We start from the raw sequence: 5,297 nt of genomic DNA, 5'->3' as shown, positions 1-5,297 counted from the left end.
ATGCCCCAATTATGAAGAACAAACGAATTACTGTCAGGTTTGAAGATGAAGAATACACCTTACTGCTAGTCAAAGCCTCGCAAGCGGGAATGTCAGTCAGCGATTACGTGCGAGAAACATCGCTATGGAGACACATTCGCTCGCGCCAGATCCCAACTGGACATCAAAACATATCGAACGCTGTCGGAAATTGCCTCATCTCTTCAAACACTCCAAGCAGATATCAGGCAGGCACTTCAAGAAGGACGCAATATCCCCAAAGATTTGAATTGCCAAGTCCTAACCTCACTCCACACAGAGGTGAAACAACTCAGAAAGAAAATTGCGATTCCAGATGCAAGTTGCACAGAATCTTAGCACCTGATTATGATTGTGAAACAAACCATTGGCGACCAATTCTACCCCTGCCTCAATTACGTCCTCTCCAAACAGGATGCCGTGTTGATTGGCGGCAACATGGAAGGTGAAACGCCAGCAGAATTAGTCGAAGAATTCCAATTATCTATCCAACAGCACCACCGACTTAAAGCTAAAGAAGGTAAAAGAACCACTCAAAAAATGGTTTACCACGCTTCTTTAAGCGTGCCAATTGGTCAAAGGCTTTCCGATAAAAATTGGCAATTTATCAGTCACGACTACCTACGAGGGATGGGGTTTGACGACAATCAATATGTGCTGGTACGCCACCAAGATACGCAGCACGACCACTGTCATATTGTTGCCTGTCGTCTGAAATTAGACGGTACAGTTGTTAATAGTTCTTGGAACTACTATCGCGATCAAAAAGTACTGCGACAATTAGAAACTGCTTACAACTTAGAACCTGTGGCGAGTAGCTGGGAAATAGAACGAACTGCACCCAGCACTGGACAAATGCGACGAATGATGAAGGAACAAGTGCGATACGAACAAGGCTTGCGTTTGCTACCTCCAATTGAACCTGTAAATCGGCGGATACAACATATAATTGATGAGGAAAGCACCAAGCAGCCTACTTTAACTCAACTGGTGAAAAGACTTAGAAACTCTGGGGTTGAGGTTTTCCCCAAAATTAGCGAAACTGGGATAATTCAAGGATTAACCTTTGAATTAGAAGGAATTAGATTTCCCGGCTACAAGTTAGGACGAGCCTATTCTTTACCAGGACTGCAAAAATATCGGGGAATCCATTTTGACCCAGAACGAGACATAGTTGCGTTGCAATTAACAAATAGGGGGACTGATAACACAGAGATATCTACAGAATTCATCGACGAGTTTGAAGTGCAGCAGCAGCGAACCCAAATAGTAGCGCCTATCGTAGCTGCTTATTTGGTGAGTTTGAATCGCACTGGTATGAGGGGTAACCATTATTTATTCTGCCTGCTTATTGGGAAGAGCGTCAATTGGTGCTAGTTCGCCGTAGTGATGGGACACAGTTGATGAGAGCTACATATGTGGAAGGGGAATGGGAATCAGTAGAGACTTCGCAACTCACCGCAGAAGATGTCGCGCACTTTGAGCAATTCATTCCCATCATCGGGCAGATCAAAGAATTGGAGAAAGGGGCTTGCGATCGCCAACGCGTTGAAATTGATTAGTTAATACTGACGAACAACCATGACACAAGAATACATTTTTGAACAAAGCACTGGCAACGTATTCGCTGACCTTGGATTGGAGGATGCTTCGGAACTTTTTACGCGGGGCAAAATAGGGATTCAAGTAATCCGTATCCTGAAACAACGCAACTTGAAACAGCGCGAAATTATTCAACTTCTTGGCATTCCACAGCCTGAAGTATCTCATTTAATGAATGGAGTGTTTCAACGCTTGGGCGAAGGAAAACTACTGATTTTCCTCAAGCGACTCGATACGGAAATTACCTTACATCTTCGCCCTCGTAATCGGGGAAATCAATCTGCTGAAACTGTGATATTGCTATAGGGGTTGATGAAAGAGGATGGTAATGTCGTTCGTGAGTGTATCCGCATCTTGGTAAATGCGATCGCTCGATAGTTTGAGTAGCGATCGCATCCACAAATCGCGAGACTAACTTAACTTTTGCTGCTTGGTAGATTTAACTGGAGTATGAGGAAGCGATCGCCTCGCCATCGCTGCCTTTCGATCGGATCGCTGGCGATCGTGCAAACACCGATTTGTCGGTTCTTCCTTGTCTATTTCACTTGGCTCTTCTGTGTGTAACGCAGTCAGAATTTGAAAGCACAGCCTGAGCATAAAAAGTAAAAATCCTGCTTGGGGATTGAGCCAGGTGGCAACACCTACTACGGCAAACTCGATTACTTTGAGCCATTTCTTTTTGTTCTTACCAGACATAGCTTAGACCTCTTGTGAATTGCTTAAATCCACTGTCTCAAGAGGATTTGAGAGATTTCATCCAAACATTAGGCTGACTTTGGCTGACTTTGGCTGACTTGTCTCCAAGAATCGCAAAGTAGTGGCTAGAATAGCTGTAAAGCTTTAATGTCAATCGATGCAGTTGTTACCGCGTCAGTTTCTTGCCGAATTAGCTCAGAAGTATGACCTTTCTCCAGAACAAGAGGAAGCTTTCGTTGCAAGTTTTAGTAGCAAGGAAAATGATTCAGAAGTCGCAAGAACCATTGGTATCTCGGAATCCGCATTAAGCACTCGGATGAGCGGAGTGTATGGAAAGTTCAGCATTGGTGGTAAGGGACCAGGTAAACTCCGAAAGCTGCACGATTTCCTACTGAAGGAATATCAGAAGTCAAATCCTTCTGGAACTTTAGGTTTCAGCAACAAGGCAAGTGAGATTGATGAGTTGGTGCGGGAAGTGCGATCGCGCCTACTACCTTTCATCACTGCCTCAGATAGTCCCATTGGCACAATGAGGATGTTGTCCGTGAATCGATCTGTGCCAGTGGATAAAATTTACATTGACCTGAATGTGTTGGAACAATTGAGTTGTTCATCTTATTTTTCCGACTGGCGGCACAAGTTTGACCCAGACAATCGTCATGACTTCGATCGCTTGGGTTTGGGTAGGGTCAGAGAGCGACGAGTGGAGGCGCTTTCAGCCGTCAAAGATTACCCAAAATTGATGATGTTGGGTAAACCGGGAGCGGGAAAGACAACGTTGCTCAAATCGTTAGCTGTAGAATGCGTTCAACCAGAGACAGAGTTATTTGCCAATCTAGTACCGCTGTTTGTGACGTTGCGGGATTTTGCGAAAGAGGCAAGAAGCAAAACGCAGTCGTGGAAGTTGTTGGATTATTTGACATGGTTATTAGCAGAGGTATGGAACGGATGCGATCGTGCCAGTGCAGAACAGATTTTAATGCAGGAGCGATCGTTGGTTTTGCTAGATGGTTTGGATGAAGTACCTCCAGATGATTTAGAGAATGTGCTTGATGCAGTGCGAGAGTTTGGATACCGCTTTAACCGATTGGTCATTACCTGCCGAACCCAAAGCCAGCAATATCTGGACGGTTTTACGGATGTGGAAGTAGCTGACTTTACACCGCAACAGGTCGATCGATTTGTGGATAACTGGTTCAAAATTGTGGATTCAGGTTCTCAAGTATCGCTTGCTCCCCAATTACAGCAGCAACTTCGACAAAAAGAGAACAAAGCCATTGCGGAACTTGCCGTTACACCTGTATTGCTGAATTTGATTTGTGTAGTGTTTCAGGATCGGCAAGGCAACCTACCTGAAAAACGCTTTCAACTTTATGACCATGCGATGCGTCTGTTATTAGAGCGATTGAAAAGACAACCCATTGATGAGACATTAGACTTTGCTGCTAAAGAGAAGTTTTTAGCAGAACTAGCATTCATGCTATTTCAGAACAATGACTATTTCCCAGAAGAACGAACTCTAGCAGAATTTATTGAAAGCTGCTTTGGATATGACCGCTTTGCCGCTAGAAAAATTCTGGAAATCTTTGAGACAGAGACTGGACTGCTGATCGAACGATCCGCAGGCTATTGGTCATTCTCACACCTAACATTTCATGAATATTTTGTATCCAAAAAGATTGTTTAATTCAATGGCAAAGTCACTGATTCAGAAATCAAGCAATTATTGAATCGTCATATCCTCGACAATAATTGGTATGAAGTATTTCGTTTGATTGCGGAGCAAAACGGCAATGAATAATGATGAGTATCTGCCATGGATGAAGCAAGCAATTGATGAATCGATTAAAGAAGATGAGAAAATTCAACAGTTTCTAGTATGGTTGCACCAAAAAACAAAATCACTTGGTTCTCCTTATCAAGGAGCTGCTTTGAGAGCTATTTTTATGGCTTTTATTTTAGATATAGAGAATAACCCCGTAAACCATCTTTTTACAAAAATTGACCAAAGTCTTAACTTTGAATATCAATCATTGTACGATTTGCTTTATGGCTTTTTCTCGCGTCCCAACAATTCAACTTATGATTTTGCAGTCCTTTTGATTATCAATAAACTGGAGAATGGAAAATTTAACACTCATTTCAAAAAAATCGAACTACCAAATAGAGATTGGGAACCTGATGATAAATTGGGATTTGATACTTATAAATATTTATGCTTTGTCTTAGAAGATAATCAGTATATAAATGGAGATATTTTAAATTTATTGCCTTCATTTGAATATTATCTGCCTAAAGATGCGTCTGGCGCTGAGCAAAGTTTACGGTGGGGTTATCTAGATGATTGGTGGACAGTCAACAATGATGATTGGTCAAAACAGATCCAAATTATTTTAAATAATTATCGTAATTTAGGTAATAGTTGGCAACCCAATGATAAACAAAAAGAGATATTAAAAAATTCCTATGATGCTAATAAGTTATTAATGGATTGTCTAAACAGTAGCACTTCAGTTAGCGATGAAATCAGACGAGATATTGAAGATCCCCTACTATTACCCATAGCCGAAATAGAAAAGCGCAAACGTGAAAAAGCCAAGTAGGGCAATCCTACTCAAGATATGGAGCGATCGCAACAGAAAGTGACTCCTAAAAATCCCACTCTTCAAACAAGTCGGCAACAGCCATCGAAAACCCTGGAACTACCACTTCACCGTCTAACCTGTCTTGAGGACGAAGGAAGCGATCGGGTTCGGGAGAATGGTAAACCAACAGGTATTTTTCATCAGGATGAATCACCCACACTAAACGAGTGTCATTCTCAAAATATTCCACAATTTTTTCGTGAAGTTCCTCAACCGTATTGTTAGGTGAAAGAATTTCAACAGCTAGATCGGGGGAACCTTGAAAGAAACCGCGTGGGGGACGCTTTAAACCCTTAAGTCGTTCTTTCGCCACAAAAGAAACAGGACTGCGATCGC

Annotated in this window: 8 protein-coding genes; 6 read left to right on the top strand and 2 right to left on the bottom strand. The window is 42.3% G+C overall.

Annotation, left to right across the window (positions count from 1 at the left end; translation table 11 throughout):
* The 4 genes from MiSe_RS47485 to MiSe_RS47470 form a co-directional block, all read left to right on the top strand.
* Window positions 1–467: plasmid mobilization protein (locus tag MiSe_RS47485; RefSeq protein ID WP_226594144.1), on the top strand; the 467-nt coding region annotated here is incomplete at its 5' end.
* Window positions 373–1,395, top strand: coding sequence for a relaxase/mobilization nuclease domain-containing protein (locus MiSe_RS47480; RefSeq protein WP_226594142.1), 1,023 nt, complete (start codon window positions 373–375; stop codon window positions 1,393–1,395). The genes MiSe_RS47485 and MiSe_RS47480, both read left to right, overlap by 95 nt.
* A gap of 26 nt (window positions 1,396–1,421) precedes the next feature.
* Window positions 1,422–1,580: a hypothetical protein gene (locus MiSe_RS47475; protein ID WP_226594140.1), complete on the top strand. Its 159-nt coding sequence runs from the start codon at window positions 1,422–1,424 to the stop codon at window positions 1,578–1,580.
* A gap of 19 nt (window positions 1,581–1,599) precedes the next feature.
* On the top strand, window positions 1,600–1,926 hold the full coding sequence (locus MiSe_RS47470) for a helix-turn-helix domain-containing protein (RefSeq protein WP_226594138.1): 327 nt from the start codon (window positions 1,600–1,602) through the stop codon (window positions 1,924–1,926).
* A 105-nt stretch (window positions 1,927–2,031) separates the two neighbouring features.
* On the opposite strand, the gene MiSe_RS47465 is transcribed toward MiSe_RS47470, so the two are convergent.
* Window positions 2,032–2,316 (bottom strand): hypothetical protein, encoded by a 285-nt coding sequence (locus MiSe_RS47465; RefSeq protein ID WP_226594137.1) that lies wholly within the window; start codon window positions 2,314–2,316, stop codon window positions 2,032–2,034.
* Window positions 2,317–2,473: 157 nt separating this feature from the next.
* On the opposite strand from MiSe_RS47465, the gene MiSe_RS47460 reads away from it, so the two are divergent.
* Together MiSe_RS47460 and MiSe_RS47455 are read left to right on the top strand one after the other, a co-directional pair.
* The gene (locus tag MiSe_RS47460) at window positions 2,474–4,003 is read left to right on the top strand and encodes an NACHT domain-containing protein (RefSeq protein WP_226594135.1); all 1,530 of its coding nucleotides are present in this window, start codon (window positions 2,474–2,476) and stop codon (window positions 4,001–4,003) included.
* Window positions 4,004–4,109: 106 nt separating this feature from the next.
* Window positions 4,110–4,919: an NACHT C-terminal helical domain 2-containing protein gene (locus MiSe_RS47455; protein WP_226594133.1), complete on the top strand. Its 810-nt coding sequence runs from the start codon at window positions 4,110–4,112 to the stop codon at window positions 4,917–4,919.
* Between the two features lie 46 nt (window positions 4,920–4,965).
* On the opposite strand, the gene MiSe_RS47450 is transcribed toward MiSe_RS47455, so the two are convergent.
* Window positions 4,966–5,297: Uma2 family endonuclease (locus MiSe_RS47450; protein ID WP_226594131.1), on the bottom strand; the 332-nt coding region annotated here is incomplete at its 5' end.

The organism is Microseira wollei NIES-4236 (assembly GCF_020521235.1).
Lineage (GTDB): Bacteria > Cyanobacteriota > Cyanobacteriia > Cyanobacteriales > Aerosakkonemataceae > Microseira > Microseira wollei.
This window is presented reverse-complemented; position numbering and strand designations above follow the sequence as displayed.

Coding starts and splice junctions, on each gene's coding strand:
- MiSe_RS47475 (WP_226594140.1), top strand. CDS start 1,422: ATGAGAGCTACATATGTGGAAGGGGAATGGGAATCAGTAGAGACTTCG.
- MiSe_RS47470 (WP_226594138.1), top strand. CDS start 1,600: ATGACACAAGAATACATTTTTGAACAAAGCACTGGCAACGTATTCGCT.
- MiSe_RS47465 (WP_226594137.1), bottom strand. CDS start 2,316: ATGTCTGGTAAGAACAAAAAGAAATGGCTCAAAGTAATCGAGTTTGCC.
- MiSe_RS47460 (WP_226594135.1), top strand. CDS start 2,474: ATGCAGTTGTTACCGCGTCAGTTTCTTGCCGAATTAGCTCAGAAGTAT.
- MiSe_RS47455 (WP_226594133.1), top strand. CDS start 4,110: ATGAATAATGATGAGTATCTGCCATGGATGAAGCAAGCAATTGATGAA.